The following is a 24,643-nucleotide window of genomic DNA, read 5'->3' on the forward strand; positions in this document are numbered from 1 at the left end:
TAGCCCGCACTGCACCGTCGGAGCCGATGCGCGTCGCGCATTCGGGGATCGCGACGCCGGCCCATGGGAGATCTGCGAGATGAATCGATTGACCGCCGCTCAGTCGGCGATGCTGTTCGACCAGATCGCCGAACCCACCGATATCGGCAACAACGTCGTGGCGTCCGTGATCGTTGCGAGTGGGGCATCGGCGTCCGACCATCGATCGGCGTGGGAGGACGCGCTGCGACGCCACCCGGTTCTGATGAGCCGAATTGTCTCTCACGACAGTGGTTTCCGGTTCCGGGCAACCGACAGATCGATATCGGTCGACGTTGCTCAGGTGCCCGATGTGCGTGACCGGAGCGTGCGAGAGGATCTCGCGTTTCGTGTGATGCAACCGTTCGATCTGTTCGCTGGGCCCCTCGTCCGCGCGGCAGTCCGCTGTGACGGGCGCCGTGCGGTGGTGTCGCTGGTGGTTCATCACATCTTGATCGACGTTGCGAGCGCACCGTTGATTCTCAACGAGTACTTCGCGAACCTGCGAGCGCTCGAATTCGGTGAGTCGGGTGCGAAAATCGACCCTGGAGCGAACTTCGAGCAGTTCGTCGACGCCGAGCAGGCCTACCTCCGTTCGTCCGAGGCGGAGGCCGATCGCGCGTACTGGTGTGCCACAGTCGAGGGCTACTCGAACGATCCATTGGCCGGTCTGCCGACCTCGACCGATCCTGCCCCCGACCCTCTCGAACCGTTCGTGCGGTTCGAGGCCGAGCCCGACGTCGCCGAAGCTCTTCGTGCACAAGCGAAGTCGGCCGCTGTGTCGCCGGCTGCATTGTTCCTCGCGGCCTTCCAGCGCGCTCTCGCCGCTGTCTCGACCTCCACTGTCGCCGACATAGCAGTCGGAATGCCGGTGCTGCGGCGCGACGAACGACATCTGACGACGCTGGGTAGTTTCACCCAACTCGCAGTGGCACGTTCGCGTGTCGGGCTCTCGTTCGACGACGACCTTCGCGCAGCGGGCGAGGCCATTGCAGGTGCCAGGCGACATGGACGCCTTCCGCTCTCGGAATACGCACAGTACGCAGACGAACCCTCGTGCTTGACTCGAACCACCTTTCTCTACGAACCGTCGCATCTGGCGTTCGGTACTGCCTTCGTTCTCGGTGATCGATGGGACTTCGACCTGTCGGGTTACCGGGCGAACCCGTATCCGGTGCCCTCGCAGACCGGCCAATTCGACTTGAGATTCCAGGTCGGGCTCGTGCGCGGAAGATACGTCTGCGCAGTACATTTCGGACCGCGGTATCACCGTGCTGCGGTCCTGATCGCCGAGCACATTCGAGACGATCTCCAGCGCATTTCAGGACCGGCGTCCTTCGCTTTCGTCGAACCGGGTCGGTCCGGTTCGGGCTGGGTGCATCCGGCCGATCGCGGGCCTACCGACCGACCGGCCGATGTGATCGCACGAATCGGCGACATCGCGCGTTCGCACCCCGACCGTTTCGCCGTGTCGACCGGTTCGGCCAGGTTGACCTACGCCGAACTGTGGCGTTCGGCGAGTCGGGTGGCACGTTCGCTGAGCGGTCGACGGGGCGAGCTCGTGGCCGTGTCGATGCCGAAAGAGCCCGACGCCGTGGCGGCGATACTCGGGGTGATGTTGTCCGGCAACGCGTTCGTTGTCGTGGACCCGATGTATCCCGAGCAGCGTCGCGCCATCATGCTCGCCGGCATCGACGTGGCCGTCGTCGCGACCGGTACGGGGGGTGCGATTCCGAAGACGTTCGCAGGGTCCGTCATCGAATACGGTGGTGCTGATGGGAGTCCCGCGGCCGGCGGGCTTCCCATACCCGACCGCACGCCTCCGCTGCGTGCTGCTTACGCCGTTCACACCTCGGGATCGACCGGACGGCCGAAGCGCGTGCTCGTGGATCGCACAGCTCTGGCGTATTCCACGGCTGCACGCGATGTCGTGTACGGCGAAGAGCCGCAGCGCTTTCTGCACCTGTCGTCACTGTCGTTCGACAGTGCATACGCCGGTCTGTTCTGGACGTTGGTGCGGGGCGGTGAGCTGTTGCTCGTCGATACCGGCGAGCCGCGCTCGACCGCAGAACTGGCCGATGTGGTGGCCCATCGTGGTGTCACCCACGTACTTGCCATCCCGTCGTTGTACGAGGCACTGCTCGACGAGTCCGCCAGCTTGCTCTCTCTGCGACAGGTGATCGTCGCGGGAGAGGAGTGCACCGAGGCTCTGGTCGATCGACATCATGCGAGGCTGCCCGATGTCACGCTGACCAACGAGTACGGCCCGTCCGAAAGTGCGATCTGGTCGACCTCCGATGACGTCGCAGCGAACGAGCAGGTCACGATCGGGCGAGCAGTACCCGGTATCGGTACTCGCGTGGTCGACGAATCCGGTCGCCCGGTCCCGGCAGGAACACCCGGCGAACTTCACCTGACCGGCACGCTGGCATACGGATACGACGGCGACCCGCGGGCCACGGCCGACAAGTTCAGGCCCGATCCGTGGGGGACCGACGGACGGCGGGTGTACGCAACCGGGGATCGAGTGCGAATCGCATCCGACGGTCGGTTGGTGTTCGACGGCCGAGTCGACGAGCAGTTCAAGATCTCCGGATTCCGTATCGAGCCCCGCGAGGTCGAAGCGGTGGTCCGCCGGATCACCGGGCATCAGTGTGTCGCGGGTGTCGCGACGGGGCCCGGTGGGCGCCGTGACCTCGTCATCGCCGTCGACGATGCCGTGTTCGCGAGCGTGGACGTCGAATCGATGCTCACCCGTATTCGCCAGGAGGTTCCCGCGCATCTCGCACCGCGCGCTGTGCAGGTCGTCGAGTCCATCCCACGCAGTGTGAACGGCAAGGTGGACAGGCGTGCGGTTGCGGCATTGTTGTCCGAGGTCGCTGTCCCGACGACCGAGCACAATGCGGCCGATGCACCCTCGGCCGACACCGACGGCCTTCTCCTGGACGCGGTTCGGCATGCGTTGTCGTGTGCCGTCGACGGGAGCCGTACCTTCGTCGAGCACGGCGGTGACTCGATCGCCGCCATGCGGGTCGTGGGCTTCCTGCACAGACGGGACGTTCAGCTCTCACCTCGCCGACTTCTGGCACCGGTACCGCTACGCGAACTCTCCCTCGTCACCGGAGGGGAGGTCGTTCCCTCCGTGCGGCCCATCGGCGCTCGGACGGATACGCTCGCCACCAGCCGTGCTCAACGAGCCATGCTGCTGCAGACCGCGCAGGCGTCGTCACCGGGGGTCTACGTCGAACAGTTGGTGCTCGAACTGTCGGGTGATGTCGACATTGCGCGTCTCGCTGCGGCGTGGCGAACAGTGTTCGAAGCCTTCCCTGTCCTCGGAGCGCACGCCACCGCGGCCCCGTACCTCACCCTCGACACCGGACGAGCAGGCACCGTTCCGATCGACATCCGTCCCGAGGTCGTGAATTGGACCGACATGCTGGCCGAAGATCGTGCGCGTGGGTTCACTCTGCCGGTCGATCCGCTCTCGCGGGTGCTGATCGTGCCGAGCGCCGACGGTGTGCGGGTCCTGTGGACCCATCACCACGCAATCGCCGACGGCTGGTCCCTGCCGGTGATCGTCGCGGGCCTCGCGGCCGCGTACCGCTCGGGCGACGTAGGTGACAGACAAGCCGGATTCGAGTCGTCGGCGGACGAGTCCGTCGCGGAACATCGGTCGAATGCACGCCCTCTGGTGGAGAGATTGTCCTCGCCGACAGAGGTGGAACTCGGTGCGACCCGGACCCACACGATCACTCCACCAGTCGATCTCGATGTCGTGGCCGACAGGCTCGGCATCACGGGGGCCGCACTGGTCAACACGGTGTGGGCACTGGTGCTCGGTAGCGTCTTCGGAGTCCGGACGGTCGAGCACGGCGCGGTCGGCAGCGGCCGTCACATCGGTACACCGGGGATGGATCGCGCGGTGGGCATGTTCGTGCGGATCGACCCGATCACCTCGACGTGGACCGACGTCACGGAACTAGCCGACCTCGGTGCTCGTGTCGCCGATCAGGTGGCCGCCGCGATGGACGGACCTGTTGCCACCGGGTGGGCACCGGAGACCCTCGTCGTCGTCGAGAACTACCCCCTCGATCCGTCGGTTCTCTCCTTCGGACCGGGGATCGAAACGGCATCGGTGGAGCTCGTGGAACAGACCGAGTTCGCACTGGTTCTGCAGTACCGGACATGGCCGACGAGCGCGCTCCATCTGCACGTCGACACCACTACGGTCTCGCCGACAGCCGCAGGTGCCGTGGCTCGACGAATTCGAGCAGTGCTGTCGGGGCTGGCCTCCGCCACGGGTGAAACTCCGGTGACGACGATTCTTGCCGCCCTCGCGAATCGGGCGGTCGATCACGCTGTCGAACAGTCTGTTTCGGTGGTCGAGAGGGTCGCGCAGAACGCGCGAAACCATCCCGCTCGGATCGCCCTGGTCGACGGTTCCGTCCGCTCGACCTACGCCGAGCTGGACGAGCGTCGTCGAGACGGCGCGGCTCGATTGCGCGCGGTCGGTGTCGCGCCAGGGCACGTGGTGGCCGTCCGTGCGTCGGCGTCGGTTTCGCTGGCCAGTACGCTTCTCGCGATCGCAACCGTGGGTGCCACCTGGATGGTCGTCGACGACGATCTTCCGGCCCAGCGAGTCGAGACGATGCTCACCCGATCCGGAGCGCATTGGTCGTTGGTACCGGGCGAGCAGGCCGCGCGATCGACCGTCGCGCTGCCGAGGTCCGAGGCGAACCCAGCCGACCATCTCGCGTACCTGATCTTCACGTCCGGCACCACCGGTGAGCCCAAGGTGATCGCCGTGGAGCACGGCGCGCTTGCTCGCCACCTTTCCGGTACGTGCGCGCGTTTCGACTATCGGCCGACCGACGTCGTGTTGGTGTTCGGGTCGGTGGCGTTCGACGCGTCGCTCGAACAGCTCTTGGGCGCACTGTATGTCGGTGCCACCGCAGTGGGCAGGCCGAAGAACATCGTTGCGCCTACCGAACTCGCGCAGTTCCTGAACGAGTTCGCCGTCACCGTGTTCAACCCGCCCACAGGCTATTGGACCCAATTCAGCTCCGTTGCGCTGCCCCCGACTGTGCGCACCGTCATCGTCGGTGGAGAAGCGTTGCCGGCGTGGGCGACTCGCGTACCGGACGGAGTGACGCTCTGGAATGCGTACGGCCCGACCGAGGCGGTGGTGACGGCCCTCGCCCACCGCATCGAGCGTCGGGCACTCGATCCACTCCCGATAGGCACGTCTTCACCGGGTCGTGGTGCGGCGATCCTCGGCCCCGACCTGCTGCCGGTCGCCGACGGCGTGATCGGCGAGATCTGGCTGACCGGCATTCTGGCAGCAGGCTATTCGGGAGACCCCAGAAGTACGGCCGATGCGTTCCGGCCGAACGTGGCCACCGTTGCATCGGCTGGTGAGCGGATGTATCGCACTGCGGATCTGGGATTCAGGGCTGCCGACGGTTCGATGACGTTCGTCGGCCGGGTCGACCGTCAGGCCAAGGTTCGTGGGTATCGCGTCGATCCGGCCGAGATCGAGACCGCGGCGGTTGCAGTGGACGGCGTTGTTTCGGCCCGCGCACTGCTCGTAGCACCCAGCGACGGTGTGGCGGTACGCATCGAATGCGTCGTCGTGGTTCGAGACAAGGACGCTCGATCCGTTCGCGCCGCAATGGGAGCGATCCTGCCTCCCCATCTGGTTCCGGCGCGTGTGCACGTGGTCTCTGAGTTGCCGTTGACCCGAAACGGGAAAGTCGACGATCTCGCGTTACGGACCCGGATTCTCGCCGGTACGCCGGCCGTGGGTGACCCCGGCGACGCCACCGACATCGACGGCATCGTCACCTCGGCGGTGCGGGAGGTTCTCGGCGTCACCGATCGAAATATCGGATTCGTCTCCGCCGGAGGTGATTCGCTGCGTGCGCTGGAACTGTCGGCGATAGTACGGCGCAGCGGAGTCGTCCTCGACGTACGGGTGGCTCTCGCCGACGGAACCGTCGATGCCCTGGTGGCGACCGCATCCGTCGACCCGTCTGCCGTGGCCGACGGTACCCAGCCCCATCGAAGCCGGCTCCTACCGCCGGCCGTGCACTGGTTCGGAGATCGTGTATCGCCCGAGCCGATCGCGCAGTGGAACATGGCAATTCGGCTGGATCTGGATTTCCTGCCGGACAGCGCCCGCGTGGACGCTGCGGTAGCCGAGGTGCTTCGCGTACACCCCATGCTTCGGGTGCGCCTCGAAGAAACGGACTCGGTTCAGGAGTTCGTTCTCGCCGAGGCATGCCCTGTCCTGTTCTTCTTCGACACGGTCGACCACGAAGTGGCGAACGCGTGCAAGCGGGTGTTCAACATGCTGACCCGTCGAGTCGGCATCGACAACGGCACACCGATCGGTTTCGGCGTCGTCCGAGCGATGGACTCGGGTGCGGCCACGATCATCGTGCTGGCCCATCACCTCGTCATGGACGTCGTGTCGCTGCACATCGTCGCAGGAGACCTGATCGAGGCCGTCTCTCACGGTGACGACGGCGTTCGTCTTCCGTCCGAGCACACCAGTGTTCACGAGTGGGTGCAGTGGCTGGCCTCCGACGCGAGCGCCCCCGGTTCGTCCGAGCGATGCCGCGCCGCCTATCGAGGGCTCGACCTCACGGGCGCAGATTCCGGACGTATCGAGCCGGGCACCGAGGGCGCCGCGGTCTCGGTACAGCGAAGTGTTCCCGCCGCGATGATCGACGCGGCGACGGCCGCCATCGGTGCAAGTGTCGAGGAGATCCTGCAGTCGGCGGCGGTCACAGCGTATGCCGAGACAGCAGACGCATCGCCGGTCGTCATCGAGGTCGAGACGCACGGACGTGAGCTCGACGCGGACGGTATCGATCTGACCCGAACCGTCGGGTGGTTCACCGGACTGTCCGCGGTTCCGGTACACCCCGCGACACCAGGTGAGCAGATCGCCGAGATACGTTCGAGGCGAACGTTTCTCGGTGCAACCGGTCAGCTACCCACGGTCCTGAGGTACATCCTCGGGTCGGACCCGTGTCCGGGATTGCGTCCACACGTCGGCGTGAACTACGTCGGGCGGCTCGACGCCGATCGCACGGGCTCGGCACGTGCGTACGGCCAGGGGCATCTGCGTGCCGCTCATGCCACACGACCGGTCGCTGTCCAGATCGACGCCTGGTTCAGAGGCGGGGAATTCGTCGTAGCAGTCGAACACGTGGACGGTGAGTCGGCGGATCTGGTCGCCGATGCGATGGTCGCGGCGATCACGGCCGCGTCTTCGGCCCGGTCGATCGCGGTGGAGGCGGGACTGTGTGCGATCGATCTGCGCGGCAACACGATCGACGACGTACTCGCTTCCGGGCCTGTCGAGGCCGTCGCACCGCTCACCGAAGTTCAGGAAGCGATGTACCTGCGCAGCGGTTCCGATCCCGGCGCTGCATACATCGAGCAGATCGTCCTGAGACTGCCGGACGGCGTCGAGGTCGGCCGACTGTGCGCAGCCGTCCGATCCGCGGTCACGGTGATGCCCCTGCTTCGCGGCGATATCGTATGGGAGGGGCTTGCCGATCCGATTCTGGTGGTTCGGGCACACGCGGAATCGGTCGTGGTGTCGGACATTCTCGATGCCGGGATCGACGTCGATTCTCTTGCACGAGGTTCAGCGCTGTTTCGGGCCACCGTCTCGAACGGTGCGTTGGCCCTGACCTTCCACCATCTCGTCGCTGACGGCTGGACCGTCCGAATGCTGCTGCAGCACATCGACGATCACTACTTCGGCCGTCCCGTGCCGACGGAAGCCGATCATCGGATGCTCCTGCACATGGTCGTGTCGGCGAATCGGCAACGGCCTGCCTCTCTCGACCGATCTCCGGCCACGCTGCTTCCGCCGCTCGATCCGGACGCACCCGCGGCGGGCCACGGGAACATCGATCTGACCCGCTCGGTCGAACCGGCGGCTGCGCGGCAGGTACGACGGGCCGCCGCCCGACGCGGTGTCACCGTGGCATCTCTCGTCCACGCCGGCTGGGCACTGCTGCTCGGACGGTCCGGTCGGCACGTGCGGTTCGGCAGCGTCGGACAACACCGTCCGGCGGGCCACGACGATTCGCCCGGCATGTACATCGAGACCCGCACGCTCGACGTGCGACTGCCCGCCGATATCGACGTTTTGCTGAAGTCGATGCATCGTGCATTGCGAGCAGAGCCCGAATCCGATGTCCACGAACACGATCCGGACCGTGTCGTCACGGCGGGCGTCGGTGCGATGTACGAGACCGCGGTGATCGTCGACGACGCACGAGGAACCGGCGCAGCCGACGAGTTTCTCGGTCGCCCCGTCGAAGTGATGTCGACCCGTGAACGCACGGGTCTTGCGCTGACCGCGTCGGTGATCGACCTCGGCGGCGCGTCCGGCATCGAGGTGACCCTCAACTGCGATCTGGAGCAGGTGACGGAGCCGGACGGACACCGCATCTTGAGTGATCTCCTCGAGATCCTGGCCGACCTCGCCGAGCCTGCCGATCACATCGACCGACGGGTTCCCGATCTGCCCATCAGCACCACAGCCGACTCTGCACCGAGGAGCACACGTTGACCACCACCAGACAGGCGATCGACGTCGGGGCCGACGCGACCGCATGGATCGATGCTCATCTGATCGAACTTCGCGAGATTCTCGCGACCGAGGGCGTGTTGCGTCTGCGCGGTCTGGGCGGGGCAGTCCGCGAGTTCGACACGATCACCGAAACCGTGACGGGCGCTGCGCCACTCGAGTATCACGGCGGCGCAACGCCGCGCACCCGAATCGATCGAAACGTGTATTCGTCCACGGATTTTCCGTCCGAGTACGCGATAGATCTGCACTCGGAGATGGCGTATTCGCGTACCTGGCCGCTCTACCTTGCATTCTGCTGTGCGAAACCACCACGTTCCGGCGGGGCCACTCCACTTGCATCGACGGTCGAGATCGCCGAGCGCATTCCGGTCGCGCTTGCCGAGCGGCTCCGTCTGTTCGGCATCAGGTACCGGCGCGCCTTCCACCCCCTGCTCGGTACCGACTGGCGCAGTGCGTACGGCGTGAACGACGAGGCGGAGCTCGTCGACTGTGCTGCCCGACGTGGAGAGGACGTTCGGATCGACGGTGACGTCGTCACGTCGTCGTGGACCTTGCCTGCGTACCGAGACTGCGAGGGCGGCATCGAGTCGTGGTTCAACCAGATGGTCGCGTTCAACGTGCGCACGCTGCCGTCCGGGGTGCGCGAGGACCTGCTCGACGTCGTGGGAGAGGACGGAATCCCCAAGAACACCCTGCTCGGTGACGGCTCGCCGTTCCCCGAATCCGACATCGGCGCGGTGCGCGATGCGGTGGACGCGACATCGACCGCCGTGCCCTGGGAGGCGGGGGATCTGACCATCGTCGACAATCGCCGCTTTGCACACGGACGGCAGCCGTACACCGGCTCTCGGGAGGTGCGGGTGTGCATGACCGGAGAGGGGAGTTGGGCATGACCGCCGATACCCTGTTCGCGCGTCTGGCCGGAGCCTGGGTCGTGGACGACGACAGCGCGAGCCACGGGACGAACGGAGTGCCGGCACACGTGGCCGATGCCTCCGTCGATACCGTCGAGTCCGCCGTCCGTGCGGCGCTGACGCCGTTTCTGTTGGGGGAAGGCACTATCGGTTCGCTGCGCACGATACGCACCGGTGCCGGTTGGGTCGTGGATGCCGGTGACGTCATCGTCAGGGCGACACCCGAACGGGTCGAGGTCTCGGGGCAGGTGGCCGGGTGGACACTCGATTCGTTGGTCGCGTCCTCCATAGCGACCGAAACGGCTCGGCGACTCGATGCGGGGATCGCCGGTGACGCGCCGGTGCCCGAGGCGAGAAAGTTCGAGAACGTCGATGTCGTCGAGCGCATCCGCACACACGCCCGACTCACACCCGACCGCACTGCAATTCGTTCCCTAGCCGCGACGCTCGACTACGCGGACCTGGTCCGTGCCGCCGAGGTGGCGGCCGACGGACTCGATGCGTCCCGAGCCGGAAACGTCGTTGCGGTGCGATTCGATCGGTCGATCGGCTCGGTGGTGACACTGCTCGGAGCCCTGATCTCGGGGCGCGCCTATCTGATGGTGTCCTCGGACGACGAATCCGATTATGCCCGCACCGCATCGACCATCGCCTCGAGCCGGGAATCGGCCTCAGGAGGGTTCGATCGAGCGTCGGCCTCTGCCGCCGCGTACGTGCAATTCACGTCGGGAACATCCGGTGAGCCCAAGGCGATCGTCGTCGAACGGGCCCAATTGTCTGCTTACTGTGCATTTCTCGAGGCCGAGAAACTCTGCGGCCCGACAGTGACCATGCCGGTCCTCAGCGCCCCCGAATTCGACGCCATCGTCAAGCAGATCTGGGGGCAGCTCACCGCAGGGGGAACGGTGGTGCTACCCGAGTCGGGCGACGTACTACGAGAGATCGACCGGGCCACTGCGATCGACAACGTGTCGATCAATACGGTGCCGGCCGTGTGGAATCAGTTCCTGGACGTAGCGACGCACCGTCCGATCACGACGCGGGGAACTCTGCTGCTCGGTGGTGAGGCCCTCGATCCGATTCTGGTCGAGCGCACTCGGTCCCTGTGGCCCGGTGTACGGGTGGTCAACCTGTACGGACCATCCGAATGCACCTCCAACGCAACATGGTTGCGAGAGGTCACCGGCCGCCGCGATCGCACCCCCATCGGCAGCGCGATCCGTGGTTCGGTCGCAGTCGTACTCGATGACCGGCTCACCGCCGTTCCCGTCGGTGCCGTCGGGACCCTGCACATCTCGGGCGACAGCGTTTCGCGGGGTTACCACGGCGACACGCGTCGCACCGCGGCCTCGTTCCTGCCGATGGCAGTGGACTGCGGAACCGGATCGGGCACCAGGATGTACGCGACCGGCGACCGCGTGCGAGCCACGTCCGACGGGCTGGTCTATCTCGGCCGTACCGATGCCGAAGTGAAGATCAACGGAGTCCGCACCGACCTCGAGGCTCTGCGCAACGACATCGCCGTCGTCCCAGGGGTCACGAGCGCCGCCGTGGTCGTGGTGCACGGCGGCATCGAGGTCGTCGTCGAATGCCCACTGCAACAACGGGACGACGTGCTCGGATCGGTGCGAGACCGAGTCGAAACCAGCTGGCGACGCGAACTGCGCACCAGCCGGGTGCGCTGGGTGGCCGAGATTCCCCGTACCGAGGTGGGCAAGGTCGACGTCTCGACCCTCGCCCGGCACGTGGACCGACAGGCTGCCTCGGAAGGCCTCGACACGGCGGCGGCCGCATCGCCTGCACCACCGCACCGCGTGCTCGAGACGATCTGGACGTCCGTGCTCGGATCCGAGCCGACTCGGTCGTCGTCCATCGTTGCGCTCGGCGGCGATTCGATGAAGCAGCTCAAGATCGTCGCGCTGTACCGGCGCATTCTCAAAGTGGATGTGTCGCTTCACGATTTCAAGCAACGAGACACCCTGGGTGAACACGAGGATCTACTCCTCGAGCGCGTCGACGTCGCCCACCTCGATCGAATGGCTGCATCGTTGGACGGGGCGAAACGGTGAGCGACATCGACGTTCTTCTCGCTGCCGCGGACACGGGAATCGAGGCCGAGGGTGCCGTGGATCTGCGGGCACCGAGCCCGTATCAAGAACGGCTCTGGAGAGCGCACTGCGCTGCACCCTCGACCGCATATTCGGTGCCGTGTGTGTTCGATCTGGACGGCGGAGACAGCGCACGGGTGCTCGCGGCGATCGTCGAGGTCCTGGCATCACACGAGGTGTTCGCCACGCGCATCGTCGACGCCGACGGCTCGAGCTTCGCGCTCGAACCCGTCGGTCCGATCGTTCCCGAGATCGCTGTCGTGGACGACATGGACGCCGCGACCGAGGAGCTGCTTGCACGTGGGTGGGCGAGCGGACCGTTGGTGCGAGTCGCCCTGTTTCGCAGAGAGGGACGCTCGGACCGCATCGCCATGGTGTTCCACCATGCCGTGATCGACGGCCATTCGGTGTCGCTCCTGATCACCGACATCTCTCGCGAGCTCGCGGAACCGGGTGCCTCCTCGATTCGGCCTCGTCCCCGCTATCGCGATGTCGCTCGGGTACGGCTTTCGTCGAGGTCGTGGTGGACAGACCACCTGGCCACGGTGCCGTATCGCCGCGCCTGGCGACCGTCCGAGCCCGGCGCAGCCGTCGTCAGCCGTGCCTCGGTGAGGGCCGGTCGCGAGGATGCCACGAGCTGGTTCACCGCAGTGGCCGTCACGCTGTCCAGGCTTCTCGGCTCGGAGGTCGTGTGCATGTCGATACCACTGGCCAACCGTCGGGAGGTCGAGGAATTCGACGTGGTCGGCCCACTCGTGAGCACCGTGCCGCTGGTCGTGGAGGTGTGCGAGAGCGACACTCTCTGCGAGGTTCGTGGCCGCATCGAAGCTTCGGTGGAGGCTGCGAGCGCGCATGCCGACGTGGATCTGGCCGGCGTGGTCGCCGACCTACGCCGCGATGACCCCGATTTCTTTCTGCCTACCGAGGTGTTCGTCAACGTCCAGAGCGCCGACCGATCCTGTTTCGCACTGGGCGGCGCGACAGCTCGGCCGGTCGCAGTACACACAGGGGAGATGAAAGCCGCACTGACGGTGAGTATCTCGGCGACCGATTCGCCGGAGGTGCAGATCGAGTCGGCGCTGCCGGGGTGGTCGGCAGTGACCCACGACGGCATCCGAGACGTTCTGCTCACCGTTCTCGCTGCGGATCCGTCGGTATCGGTCGCGGAACTCTCGGTCGGACTCACCGGCACCACGGCGTCTCGATCGAGGCTCGATGCCTCGATCCTCGCGCCGCTGCTGTCCGCGGCCGACGATTCGCGAGTCGCACTGGTGGCACCCGATCGCACCCTCACGCGTGCGGAACTGGTTCGGGAAATTCGAGCGCGTGCGGGAGTTCTGACGCAGCACGGCGTGGTCAGCGGGGACGCAGTCCTGTTGTCGGTCGAGCGAGACCACGAGTTCGTGGTGTGGGCTGCGGCGATCATGGCACTCGGAGCGGCGTATGTTCCGGTGGACACTCGGCACGGAGCAGTCCGCATCGCTTCCATTGCAGCACAGTCGAATGCCAAGTCCGGTGTGTTCTCGGACGTCGCCGAGGCTCCGCCCGGTCTCCACACGATCGACCGCGCAGCTGTGGTTTCCGACGTCGATGCGGTCGAGTTGCCGACCGTCGCTTCGGGCCTGCCCGCGTACATCATCTTCACCTCGGGCACCACCGGCGCTCCCAAGGGTGTCCCGGTCACTCACGCCAACCTGCTGGCGTTGCGCGATGCCACCGCCTCGATCATCGAGCCGGGCGACATCGTCTCCGCCGTGCACGCGTTCACCTTCGACTTCAGTGTCTGGGAGATATGGACAGCGCTCTCTCGCGGGGCGCGCGTCGTGATCTACGAGGAGGGCGTTGTCCGCGACCCCTTCGAGTTGGCCGTACGGCTGAACGAGGACAGTGTGAGCGTTGTATCGCTGACGAACTCGGCGTTCGGGTCGCTGATCGCGGCGCAGCCGGTTCTCCCGTCGTTGCGACGCGTGGTGCTCGGCGGGGAGCAGGTCTCGTCCGGCTACGTGCGGCAGTGGCTCGATGCAGTCCAACACCCGACGGGGGGTGTCGAAGTCGTCAACATGCTCGGTGCCACCGAGACCACGGTGCACACCACTCGGCGGGTGGTCACCCGGACCGATCTCGAGGCCCCCGCCGTCCAGGTGGGGGAACCGCTCGAGCATCTCGACGTCGTCGTGATCGACGCGGCCGGGCGGGCACTGCCGAGAGGCTTCGAGGGCCAGATCACCGTTCGCGGTGCAGGTCTGGCTCTCGGCTATCTCGGGCGCGGTCGGTTGACAGCGTCGCGCTTCGTTCCCGATCCGTTTCCCGATGCTCTGCCCGGTTCCAGGCTCTACCTCACCGGCGACAAGGGGCGGTGGCTCGCACCACGCGAACTGTACGTCGACGGTCGAATCGACTCCCAGGTGAAGGTTCGCGGACACCGTATCGAAACGGCCGGGGTCGAGGCCGTACTCGAGCAACTCCCCGGTGTTCGGCGGGCCTGCGTCGTTGCACACGAGAATCGTCTGCTCGCGTTCGTCGACGCCGCCGACGACTGCGTCGATCTGTACGCCGGTGCTGCCACCGGACTGGCAGCCTACGAGGTACCCGACCGAATTCATCGCGTGCACGAGTTCCCGGTGACGGTCAACGGCAAGCTCGATCGGCGAGTGGAGTCACTGACCGCTGTGGCACTCCCGTCGGAGGTGAGGCCGCATGACGAACCGGATACTGCCCCGGGGTGGTTCGAGCGTGCACTCGCCGATGCGCTGGGGTTCGAGGAGCCCGACGAAGACCGCTCGTTCCTGGCCAACGGAGGCGATTCGATCCTCGCAGTCCGCCTCGTGAGCGATGTCCGCTCGCGTGGAACAGAGCTCGGAATCGGTGATGTACTCGGCGCATCGAGCCTGAGAGAACTTGCCGCACTCGTGGCCGATCGTGGGGTCAGGGCCGAGCCCGAAGACGAAGAGCTGCAGCCGTTCTCGCTGATCGACGCCGGCGTTCGTGATGGCCTGCCCTACGACGTGGCCGATGCGTACCCGTTGTCGGCAGCGCAAGAGGGCATGTTGTTCCACATCCGCTCCGATTCGGTCGTTGGGGTGTACCACAACACGGTCAGCCTGCGCATTCGTGGTGGGCTCGATCCGTTGGCGTTCCGGGTGGCACTCGCCGACACCGTGCGCAGACACGAGGTGTTGCGCACCTCCGTCGACGAGTGGAGTGCAGCCGAGCCTCTGCAACTGGTGCATCGGCACGTGGCCACACCCCTGTCGGTGGTCTCGGTGCCCCTGGGTTCGGACGCCGATGCAGTGATCGACGAGATCGTCTCCGCGGAACGGGTGCGCCCGTTCGACCTCGACCGGGCACCGCTGTTTCGTCTGACACTGGTTCGCGTCGCACCGGGGGAGGACCAGCTGATCATCAGCGACAGCCACCTCGTACTCGACGGGTGGAGTTGGACCTCGACACTGGCCGAGGTCGTCGACCGGCACAATGCTCTGCTCCGACGAGATCAGGCGTACGACACCCTCTACCCACCCGTACCCGTCAAGTTCGTCGATTTCGTGGCAGCAGAACGACGTGCGCAATCGTCCGCAGCGACATCGCAGGCCTGGGCCGAGCACCTGCGCGGCGTCCGGCCGCGCCGAGTGGCCGATGTTCGCAGCATCGGTGGCAGAGACGTCCGACGCACCGAGATCGACGCCGATGCTCTCCGTGAACGTGCCGCGGCTGCAGGTATTTCGGTTCGTCACCTCGCGATGGCCGTGCACGTTCATGCGCTGGCCGAGGTCTTCGGCGATCGCGAACTGGTCACCGGTACAACTGCCAACGGTCGGCTGGAGCGCGAGGGTGGTGTCGATGCCCGCGGGATGTTTCTGAACATGCTGCCGCTGCAGTTGCGTGCCCTGTCCGACCCGATCGCGACGGCGGAGGAATGCGCTCGCACGGAGGCTGCATTGATGCCGCATCGACGGCTGCCGAATGTGGACATCACGACGGCGGTCGGCAGGGGACCGTTGTTCGACTACGGATTCAATTTCGTTCGCTTCCATCGTCTTTCGGGCATCGAGAAGACTCACACCTTCGGCTCGAAGGACGACGATTCCCACTTCTCGCAGGAGGACACCGACTTCGCCTTGATGGCGACGTTCTCGATACACCCACCCGAGCATCGGCTCGCGTTGATGCTCGTCGTCGACACAGCCCGTGTGTCACCGCCGCGGCACCGAGTGATCGTCCAGGCGTACCGCGCAGCACTGGCCGACGCGGCGACAGCGGTCGACGCCACCGAAGGAGACACCCCGTCATGACAACTCTGCTTGCAGTTCTACTTCGAGGCGGTCGCGGTATCTCGGCCCTGGCCGTGGTCGCAGGAATCGTCACCGGTGTTGCGACCATCGCCATGGTTGCGACCATCACCAGCGCGGTGACCTCCGACACCGGACTCGACGCGCTGGCACCGTTCGGGGCGGCGGCCGTGGCGGTACTGCTGTCCGGTGCGTTGGCCTCGAACGCACTGGTGCGGGTGACACAGAAGTCCGTCGACCGACTGCGTACGAGGCTCGTCGACGACCTTCTGTCGGTGCCACTGCGCGGATTCGAATCGCTGCGTACTTCTCGCGCGATGGCGGTGCTCACCGACGACCTCGCCGCCGTGGGGCAGGCAGTGCAGTCTCTGCCGTTGCTGCTCATCAACTCGGTGATCGTCGTCTGTGCACTGGGGTACGTGGGCATACTCTCGCCCGTGGCGCTGGGAGTGTTGGTGCTGGTCATCGTCGTCGGCGGCGGTGCGTACGCGTTCGCGAACGGCAGAGCCGGAGCGCACATGTACCGAGCCCGTCAGGCTCAGGACGGACTCCACGAGACCTACCAGGCCATCACGCACGGCTTCAAGGACGTCAAGCTCAGCTCCCGGCTGCGGGCATCCCTGGTGGAACAGGACCTGCGTCGGCACTCGGGCGACTACGCGCGCAGCGTCGTCAGGGGTTCCACCGTCAGCCTCGTCACGGGGTACTGGGGGCAGATGCTCTTCCTGGCGTGCGTCGGTGCGGTCGCCTTCGGTGGGGACGCCCTCGGCATTCCGGCACAGGATCGAGTCGGTGTCGCACTGGCGGTTCTCTACCTCAATACCCCGCTGGTCACCGTGCTCAACATCGGACCGGTTCTGTCGCGTGCGGTCGTGGCACTGCGCCGAATCGGCGAGGTCGCGACACTGCGCGAGGACAGCGAAGTCGTCGTCGACGTCGGGCGGCCCGCCGTTGTCGACGAGATCGGCGTCGAGGGTGTGACATTCGCGTACGACGCTCCTTCACCAGGAGAGGCCTTCGCGATCGGACCGGTGACACAGCGCTTCTCCCGCGGCACGATCACCTTCCTCGTAGGCGGAAATGGCAGCGGCAAAAGCACATTGGGTCGTGTGCTGGCGGGGTTGTACACCCCGGACGGGGGATCGCTCGAGGTCGACGGCAGCGCACTCTCACCGAACGAGATCGTCGCCTATCGGGAAAACGTCTCGGCGTGTTTCGCCGACTCGTACGTCTTCGGTAGGTTGCGGTCGGCCGATCCCGAGGTCGCTGCGCGTGCCCGCTACTGGCTGCACGAGCTGGGGCTCGACGCGGTCGTCGAACTCGACGGGGAACGTCTGATCTTCGAGGGACTCTCGAGCGGACAACGCAAGCGGCTGGCTCTGGTGGAAGCGCTGGCGGATCCGCGCGATGTCGTGGTGCTCGACGAGTGGGCCGCAGAGCAGGACCCGGAGAACCGACACCGCTTCTATACCGACATCCTTCCGCGCATCCGCGACGAAGGCCGCATCGTGATCGTCGTGACCCACGACGATCGCTACTTCGACCTGTGCGATCACCTCGTCAAACTCGAGCGGGGCGCGCAGGTGTTCGTCGATCAGCCCGTACACAACTGACGCAAGCCATCACTCGACCAGTCGAAGGAACAGGGGATCACAGTGCAGGACTACATTTCCGAATGGACCGTCGTACGAAACGACGAGGAGCAGCATTCGATCTGGCCGGCGAAGCGACCACTGCCGCTGGGGTGGTACGAGGTCGGATTCACCGGCGACCGTGAGGCGTGCCTGGACCACATCGAATCGGTGTGGACCGACATTCGCCCACTGTCGCTACGTCGCGCGCTGGGGGTGGCGTGATGACCGTCGTCGACACCGCGTCGGGAGTCCCCGCATCACTGGCCCGGACTCTCGTGGGCGACTTCCTGCCGATGACCATCGACATCGAGCGTTCGTCCGGTTCCTACCTCTGGGACGAGGCTGCCGGACGACCGGTCCTGGACATGGGGATGTTCTTCTCGTCGTCCCCGCTCGGCCACAACCCCACACCGCTCGCGCATATCGAAGCCGAGCGAAAATTGTTGGCAGCAGCCAAGATGAAGCCCTCGAACCCGGATTTCGCGTCTCGAGTCCTGGCCGATTCGGTCTCGACCTTTCGTCGTCTGCTCATGCCGGAGGACATGCCGCACCTGTTCCTCATAGACGGTGGTGCGGCTGCAGTCGAGAACGCACTCAAGGTCGCCTTCGACTGGAAATCCCAGCGAGCAGGCACCGACGAAACGAATCTTCAAGCGCTGCATCTTCGTTGGGCCTTCCATGGCCGCAGCGGCTACACCATGTCTCTGACCAACACCGATCCGGCCAAGACGGCGCGATTCCCCAAATTCGACTGGCCCAGAATCGACGCCCCGGCTCGCGGTGAGGATGGCGGTGACGACGCCGACCGAGCCGGTCTCAGTGAGGCCGAACGTCGGGCACTCGCGGAGATCGAAGCGACCCTCGTCGCCGACGGTGACAGGATCGCGTGCTTCGTCTACGAGCCGATTCAAGGGGAAGGCGGCGACCGACACCTGGGTGCTGCATTCCTCAGGGCCGTGCAGTCGCTGTGCATCGAGCACGACGTCCTCACCGTCGCGGACGAGGTCCAGACCGGAGGCGGCACGGTCGGCGCTCGGTGGGCGCACGAGGCACTGGGATTGCGTCCCGACTTGGTGGCATTCGGTAAGCGCCTGCAGGTGTGCGGGGTCATCGGGGGCCGTCGCGTCGACGATCTCGACACCAATGCGTTCGCCGTACCGGGACGGATCAGCTCGACCTGGGGTGGTTCGTTGGTCGATCTGGTGCGCTTCGCACTGCTCTACGAGTACATCGCGCGAGAGAACGTGATCGCGCGAGCGGCGGCGATGGGTCCCTTCGTGCGCGCCGGACTCGACGCGATGGTCGGTTCCTCGGATGGTCACGTGACGTCGGCTCGGTCACGGGGCCTGTGGGGGGCCGTCACAGTGTCATCGCGCGAACTGCGTGACGCGGTGCTCGGCATCGCATTGGACGAGTACGACACGGTGCTTCTGCCGTGCGGGACGAGGTCGATCCGTTGGCGTCCGTCCCTGTTGGTCACCGAACAAGAGTTGGCGCTCTCGTTCGACGCAGTGACTCGGTCACTGACCGCGGCGGTTCGCTCGTGACAGCCTTCGTCGACGATCTCGCGTTCACCGGGCTCTCGGAGCGCTTCGGCGATCGGCCCGTGCAGCTGTGCGTGGACGGTGAATTGGGTGTCACCGCACTCGAAGAGCGGAGCGCGCAGGTCCGCGAGGCCTTGACGCGCGCCGGGGTCGGCCGCGGGCACGTCGTCGCAGTGAAGGGCCGCCGCGACTCCTGGTTGTTCCCGACCTTGCTGGGCATTCTCGGTGCAGGCGCGGCGTACACGGTCATTCCGTACAACAGTCCCCAGGCAGTCGAGGCGCAGTTGCTCGAGACCATCGAGCCGGCCGCCATCGTGGTGTGGGAGGACCTGCACCCGGCGTCCTGGCACGGACGGCCTTCGATTGCCCTCGGCGACGCCGTCTTCTTTCTGTTCGGTTCGTTCGAGCCGACTTCCCCCTCACCGCGCAGCGTCGACGATCCCGCCTACATCATCAGCACGTCCGGGACGTCGGGTAGGCCGAAAGCCGTTCTGGTACCGCACCGAGCGGTGCTTGCTTTTCTCGACGCGGCCCGCGGGGTCGTCGCCCTGTCGAAATGCGATGTCGTGGCGGCGCGGTCGTCGGCTGCCTTCGATCTGTCGGTGTGGGAGTTGTTCGCATCGGTGGGGGCGGGTGCCACCGCTGTACTCGTCGTGGAGGCTGTTGCGGCCGATACTGCCCGGCTGCACGAGTTGCTCGAGCAGACAGGTGCGTCCGTGCTCTCGACCACGCCGTCCGCGGCATATCAACTCGGTGCGTACGACGAGACGGTCGGTGGCGGGCTGGCGCTGCGATCTCTGCTCGTGGGCGGCGAAGCCTCCGACGGCGGCAGGCTTGCCGACGTCATGGCCGCACCGTCCTTCGGCCGGTGTCGACTGGTCAATTGGTACGGTCCGACCGAGGTCACTGTGTCCTGCACCGGCGGCGAACTCGTCGAACAGGATCTCGCCGAGCCGAGGACGCCCATCGGGCCCGCACTGTCGGGCGTGAGAGCGGCGGTACTACCGGCCGCTGACGGTGTCGGTTCCGCCGACGGCCTCGGACAGCTGGCAGTGGGCGGCGACCAGCTCGCACACGGATACCTCGGGAACCCGCGTGCGACCGCAGCAGCGTTCGTCCCGGACCCTGAAGGCCACGGTGATCGGTTGTATCTCACCGGGGACATCGTCGGTACAGACGCAGGCGACCGTTTCGTGTATCACGGCCGCGCCGACGACCAGGTGCAGTTGCGGGGGTACCGGCTCGAGCTCGGCGAGGTGGAACGAGCGATCGCGAAGCACCCGGCAATCCGGTGGTCCTATGCCACGGTCGGCGGCACCGACCTCGATGTTCTCGTCGCGTATTTCGCGACCTTCGACGATGGCGATCTCGATCGTGCGGAGCTGTGGTCCCACCTCTACCGCACGCTCCCGCGCCACGCAGTACCTGCCGCTCTGGTGAAGGTGGTCGAGGTTCCCGTGACCGTGGGGCAGAAGTTGGACGTTGTGAAGTTGCCGGCGCCGGTGATCACCGACTTCGTTGCCGGTTCGACCGCGGGCCGGGCGGCGGAGACCGAAACCGAGGAGAGGCTGTTGACGCTGTGGCGACGGCTGTTGGGAATCGAGGAGATCGGTACCGATCACCACTTCTTCGCGCTGGGCGGCCACTCCTTGTTGGTCGCGCGTTTGGTCAACGGCATCGCCCGTGAGTTCGGGGTGCGGTTGCAGTTGGCGGACGTAGTGGAGGGACTGACCGTGCGCGAGATCGCGTCGGTCGTGGACAGAGAAACGAATCGTCTGTCGGTCGGCGCATCGGCGTCGAACCGTGGACAGGAGGAGATGTCATGGTGACCACGAGTGAGAGGCCCCCGATCGAGGACGCGACGGCGGATGGCTCCATTCTGGAGCGTTTCGCGGCGGTGGCCAGGTGGAGTTACCGTCATCGTCTCGCAGTGCTTGCGGGATGGCTTGTGGCGCTGGTGTTGTCGGCCGGTGCATACGTCGGACTCGGCATGTCCGAGTTGTCTCCGGCGGACGGGTTCGTCGGCGAGTCCGGCGCGGCGGAGCAACTGGAAACGGGCTCGGACTTCCTGTCCTCGCGAACCGAAACCATTCTGGTGCAGGGTAGCTCGGCGGAGGACTCCGATCGCATCGCAGACGAGTTGTCGGCTGCGCTGATGGGGACGGCGCAGGAGCCTCCGGAGAAGTTGACGGCCGCTACCGGCGATCAGCGAGTTCTGCAGGTGCTGTTGCCCGACGAGCAGGCATCGCCGTCCGAGCGTGTGCAGGGGATCGATTCTGCGATCGAGAGCGCCCGCGAAGCCAACCCGGGTGCTGCCATATCTGCTACCGGGCCCATCTCGGTGCAAGCCGACGTCACCACCAGTTACGGTGAGCGACTTGTGTTGCTGGAAATGCTCAGCCTCCCCGTCACGGCCGTCGTGCTGTTTCTCGTGTTCGCCGGTCTGATCGCCACCTTGATTCCGCTTGTCACCGGCCTCGCCGTGGTGGCACTGGCCATCCTCTGGAGCGGGCCGACGTCATTGTTGGTGCCCATGGAGAGCAACCAGATGAGTGTCATTCTGCTGATGGGTCTCGCTCTTGGCGTGGACTATTCGTTGTTCTTCGTCAGGCGGGCCCGCGAGGAGTTCGCCCGGTCCGGTGACGCCGACGCAGCCGCAACGATCGCGGTGTCGATGACGGTGCGCTCTGTTCTGGTGGCGGGGCTGGTGACCGGTGTTTCGGTGATCGCAGCCTTCCTGACCGAATCGCCGATTTTCCACTCGCTCACACTCGGCATCATTCTCGTCGTCATCGCCGCGATGCTTGCATCGATCACGTTGCTGCCTGCGCTGCTGGCATTGGGACGTCGACGAGTGGTTCGGCAGCTGTTCGGCAAGACTCCGGACGACGCAGCGGAGGAGACAGGGTTCTGGGGTCGTCTGTCGGGCAATGTCGTTCGGCGCCCCATGCCTGCGCTGCTCGCCGGACTGGCCGTGATGGTCTTGTTGGCCGCACCGGTCGCAACCATGAAGCTGCAGTTCCCGGGAACGGACAGCATGCCGCGCACCTTCGAGACGCTGCGCACGCTGGACGACGTCTCCGAACAGTTCCCTCTGTACGGCGTCAGCCACACCGTGGTCACCGAGACCGGCGGTGACGTCGCCGGTGCCTCGGCCGTACTCACCGACATCGCCGAGGCCGCGGCCGGCTTGCCCGGATTCGACGGGCAGGTACGTGACGTTCAGATCTCCACGGACAGGTCGGTGGCGCGCATCGAGATCGGCACCGACTCGGACGGTATCGATGCACAGGCGGCGAAGGATTCTCTGAACGAGTTGCGAAGCAACGTTGTTCCGGAGTTCGCGGGCGGTCGTGACATTCTCGTCGGTGGTGAGACCGCGGTCAGCGTCGACGTTTCGCAGTCGACCTCGCGTGATCTTCTGATCGTCATACCGATCGTCCTCCTGGTCGCCTTCGCGCTGATCTACCTCGCCTTCCGCAGTGTGGGGCTCGCCGCGCTGAGCGTGGGTCTGAACCTGCTGTCCGTCCTCGCGTCCTACGGCATCCTGGTGCTGTTGTTCCAGTACGGCTGGGGTGCAACGGTGTTCGGTTCGGAGTACGTCGGTCCGGTGGTGACTCTGCTGCCGGTGATGATGCTGGTGATCCTCATCGGGTTGTCGATGGACTACCACGTCTTCATCCTCACTCGGGTGCGAGAGGCGTTCGGTCGCGGCCTCGGCGTCGAGGATGCCGTCCGGCAGGGTGTGGTCCGGTCTGCACCGCCGGTCACCGCGGCTGCGGCCGTGATGGTGGTGATCTTCGCGATGTTCACGCTGTTGCCGACGCCGGAGATGAAGCAGCTCGGTGTCGGGCTCGCCGCGGCAATCGCTCTCGACGCGACCGTTGTTCGCGGCGTTCTCGTCCCTGCTGCCCTACGCCTGCTGGGGGCGAGCGTGTGGAAGCGCTCACTCGAAGGCGCGGGCCATCACTGATCGCGAAACCGGCCGATCGCACCACGGACAGGAGCTCGACAAGGATGGCGACCCTAGCGGCAGGCACCCGACGACTCGCCGTGGGACTGCTTATGACTCTGACCTTCCTCCTCGGGCTCACGCCCGGTCCTGCTGCGGCAGTAACCCTCTCGAACACCGATCTGCAGAATGCAGTGGACGAGTGGGCGGCCGAGATCGGAGCCCCGGGAATGTCGGTCCAGGTTCTGGACTCGGACACGGTGGTGGGGGAAGCATCGAACGGTGTCGACGGCAACGGCGAGCCCGTCGATGCCTCGACACCGTTCGTGTGGGGCTCGGTGTCAAAACAATTCACGGCGGCCACCGTCCTCGGGCTGGAACGGCAGGGCGTACTCGACGAGTCGACGCCCGTCGTGGACATCGTCCCGGGAGCACGGAACATGCTGGGCGACCCGGCAACGTCAGTCGGCGACCTGATGCACCACACCAGTGGCTTGCCGCACGACATCACCGTCACCGACGATTGGTCCCGGCGTGGCTCGGCCGTCGACGCAATTGCGACCATCCCGCAGCCGGTGGGGACGACCGAACGTGGATCGTTCCGCTATTCGAGCCTGAACTACATGCTCCTGCAGGCAGTGGTCGAGACCGTGACCGGTGAGTCGTTCGCCGATGCACTCGACGCCCAGGTCCTCTCGCCCGCAGACACCTCCGCCATCACCGATCCGGAACAGTTCACCGACGACGTTCCACTGGGCCATGTGCCGTTTTTCGGCTCGGCGCGACCAATCGACGTAGGAGTGGATTCGGCGGGTCTGGGCTACGGCTACCTCGCGGGCTCCACGGGCGATCTCGGACGGTACGCATCATGGCGACTGAGTCGGCTGCAGGGCGGCGAGGACACGGCTCCCGAGGTCGACACCGGCGAGGGCACCGAGTACGGCGACGGTCTGTTTCACGAGAAGATCGCAGGCCAGGACGTGTGGTGGCATTCCGGAGCCGTCCCCGGCTACTACGCCTACGTTGCATTCGTACCCGCCCTGGACAGAGCAATGGTGTTGGCCACCAATCGATACGGTGAGATCGAAGCAGAACATATCGCTGCGGTAGGAAGAAATCTCACCACGCTCGTCATCGACGGGTCGACCACAGGACTACCGTCGTCGTCGGCTCCGATGGTGCTGGGCACCATTTTCGCGGCCGTGGCTGTCCTGCTCGCCATCGTCGTCTGGGTAACCGTTCGGCTGTTCACGGGGCAGGTGCGACAGCGTTCGCTCGGTGGTGCAGCACTTCGGATCGCGATCACCACGGTGTTGGGCGGGTCGGTGCTGATCGGTGCCTACATCGGGGTGCCGACGATCGTCGGTGCGTCACTGTCCGTCATGGCGCTGTGGGCACCCGACGTCACCCTGGCGTTCTGGATTCTGCTCGGCACGGTGTTTCTCGCATCTGCACTGGTGGTGACCGATCAGGTGGTCAACTACGGTCGAATTCGGCAGACCTGATCGGTCGGACGAACCCACACGGACGAACTGCTCCCCGGCCGCAGGGCCGGGGAGCAGCGTCG

At 65.9% G+C, this 24,643-nt stretch carries 10 protein-coding genes; all 10 read left to right on the forward strand.

All coding sequences use genetic code 11. The features are described from left to right. Positions 1 to 79: 79 nt before the first annotated feature. Genes CH306_RS16325 through CH306_RS16370 form a run of 10 tightly spaced genes read left to right on the forward strand, consistent with a single transcriptional unit; the run spans position 80 to position 24,581 of the window. Positions 80 to 8,614, forward strand: coding sequence for a non-ribosomal peptide synthetase (locus tag CH306_RS16325; RefSeq protein ID WP_094647132.1), 8,535 nt, complete (start codon positions 80 to 82; stop codon positions 8,612 to 8,614). Next, positions 8,611 to 9,528: a TauD/TfdA family dioxygenase gene (locus tag CH306_RS16330; RefSeq protein ID WP_052049417.1), complete on the forward strand. Its 918-nt coding sequence runs from the start codon at positions 8,611 to 8,613 to the stop codon at positions 9,526 to 9,528. The genes CH306_RS16325 and CH306_RS16330 overlap by 4 nt, the downstream gene beginning before the upstream one ends. Beyond that, positions 9,525 to 11,618, forward strand: a complete 2,094-nt coding sequence (locus CH306_RS16335) for a non-ribosomal peptide synthetase (protein ID WP_094647133.1) — start codon at positions 9,525 to 9,527, stop codon at positions 11,616 to 11,618. Before CH306_RS16330 ends, CH306_RS16335 begins: the two co-directional genes overlap by 4 nt. Next, positions 11,615 to 15,949 (forward strand): condensation domain-containing protein, encoded by a 4,335-nt coding sequence (locus CH306_RS16340; RefSeq protein ID WP_094647134.1) that lies wholly within the window; start codon positions 11,615 to 11,617, stop codon positions 15,947 to 15,949. Before CH306_RS16335 ends, CH306_RS16340 begins: the two co-directional genes overlap by 4 nt. Further along, positions 15,946 to 17,559: a cyclic peptide export ABC transporter gene (locus tag CH306_RS16345; RefSeq protein WP_094647135.1), complete on the forward strand. Its 1,614-nt coding sequence runs from the start codon at positions 15,946 to 15,948 to the stop codon at positions 17,557 to 17,559. Before CH306_RS16340 ends, CH306_RS16345 begins: the two co-directional genes overlap by 4 nt. A gap of 42 nt (positions 17,560 to 17,601) precedes the next feature. After that, positions 17,602 to 17,802, forward strand: a complete 201-nt coding sequence (locus CH306_RS16350) for an MbtH family protein (RefSeq protein ID WP_254924235.1) — start codon at positions 17,602 to 17,604, stop codon at positions 17,800 to 17,802. Next, positions 17,802 to 19,127, forward strand: coding sequence for an aminotransferase class III-fold pyridoxal phosphate-dependent enzyme (locus CH306_RS16355; RefSeq protein ID WP_094630801.1), 1,326 nt, complete (start codon positions 17,802 to 17,804; stop codon positions 19,125 to 19,127). Before CH306_RS16350 ends, CH306_RS16355 begins: the two co-directional genes overlap by 1 nt. Continuing rightward, positions 19,124 to 20,953: a non-ribosomal peptide synthetase gene (locus CH306_RS16360; protein WP_179272871.1), complete on the forward strand. Its 1,830-nt coding sequence runs from the start codon at positions 19,124 to 19,126 to the stop codon at positions 20,951 to 20,953. The genes CH306_RS16355 and CH306_RS16360 overlap by 4 nt, the downstream gene beginning before the upstream one ends. After that, a complete protein-coding gene (locus CH306_RS16365) occupies positions 20,947 to 23,097 on the forward strand; it encodes an MMPL family transporter (RefSeq protein ID WP_094647137.1) in 2,151 nt (716 codons plus the stop codon). The genes CH306_RS16360 and CH306_RS16365 overlap by 7 nt, the downstream gene beginning before the upstream one ends. A gap of 44 nt (positions 23,098 to 23,141) precedes the next feature. After that, positions 23,142 to 24,581: a serine hydrolase domain-containing protein gene (locus tag CH306_RS16370; protein WP_256981181.1), complete on the forward strand. Its 1,440-nt coding sequence runs from the start codon at positions 23,142 to 23,144 to the stop codon at positions 24,579 to 24,581. Positions 24,582 to 24,643 lie beyond the last annotated feature (62 nt).

Origin of the sequence: Rhodococcus sp. 15-725-2-2b, assembly GCF_002259075.1 — a bacterium.
Lineage (GTDB): Bacteria > Actinomycetota > Actinomycetes > Mycobacteriales > Mycobacteriaceae > Rhodococcoides.